The organism is Halonotius pteroides (assembly GCF_003605635.1).
Lineage (GTDB): Archaea > Halobacteriota > Halobacteria > Halobacteriales > Haloferacaceae > Halonotius > Halonotius pteroides.
The window spans coordinates 1-1,081 of record NZ_QMDW01000097.1; the positions used below are offsets into that span (position 1 = coordinate 1).

At 68.0% G+C, this 1,081-nt stretch carries 2 protein-coding genes; one reads left to right on the forward strand and one right to left on the reverse strand.

Going from position 1 to position 1,081, the window contains the following annotated elements:
• A partial coding sequence (locus tag DP106_RS15300) for an SAM-dependent methyltransferase (protein ID WP_240625469.1) occupies nt 1-446 on the forward strand: 446 nt, incomplete at its 5' end.
• Nucleotides 447-471: 25 nt separating this feature from the next.
• On the opposite strand, the gene DP106_RS15305 is transcribed toward DP106_RS15300, so the two are convergent.
• Nucleotides 472-1,081: alkaline phosphatase family protein (locus DP106_RS15305; protein WP_120086646.1), on the reverse strand; the 610-nt coding region annotated here is incomplete at its 5' end.

Here is a 1,081-nt window from a genome sequence, read left to right on the forward strand (position 1 = left end):
CGGCGGTGCTGATGGGCGATCCGAACCACTCCGGCTACCAGTTCGTCGGCAAGGTCGAGTCGGCCGTCGACGCGCCCGTCGAGGTGATTCCCGGGATTTCATCGCTGCAGATCGCCGCCTCGCGGGCGCGGACGCCGATGGAGGAGACGACGTTCGTCACCCTCCACAAGAGCGGTCCGATCGAGGCCGACCTCGAACGGCTCGAACGCGACGTCGGCGACCGGCACCTGCTCGTTCTCCCCCGGCCGTTCGATTGGATGCCCGAGCGGATTGCGGCCCGGCTGCTCGGGGCGGGCGCGTCGGACCACGAGGCGCTCGTCTGCGAGCGGCTGACCCACGACGACGAAGCGATCACGCACACGTCGCTGTCGGAGCTGGCCGCCGACGTCGACTCCCGGGAGGAGACGGCCTTTTCTGATCTGTCGGTGTTCGTCGTCCGGCGGTAGCCGCGGTCACCATTGTAAATCCGTCCTATCCCACGTATCCTAGCGCCTGGAGGCGGTCCTCGACGTCGGAGTCGCCGGTTTCGCGGTCGATCTCGGGGTCGTGCGTTTCGCGGTCGGTCGCGGTCGTGGTCGTCCACGGCACTGTCCGAACCGCGGGGTGCAGACAGCCGACGGGGTGATCGTAGATCCCCCACTCGCCGAGAGCGTCGCCGTGGTCGGCCGTGATCGCGACGCGGTCGGCGTCGACGTTCGAGAGCAGGAGTTCGAGGTCGTCGAGGACCAACCGGAGGTTGTCCTGGTAGGCGTCCCAGAACGTCTCCCGGTCGATTTTGTCCTTCCGGAGCGCGTCGACGACGGTGTCGGAGAGCGCCGGGCCGAACGGATCGGCGTCGAACCCCAAATCGAGGCCGACGAACGGGTGATGTGGCTGGACGTAGTGGACAATCAACCGGTCGGGATCGTCCTGGCGGGCGGTCTGGATCGCGCGGTCCGTCATCGTCCGCGGGAGGACGGTGCCAGCCGCCTCGTCCCACCCGTCGCGCCACACCTCCTCGAAGGTCCCGAAGCGGTCGCCATCGAGTATCCGCTCCGAGAAGACGTTGCTCGTGACGTATGCCGTCTCGGCCACCTCGTCG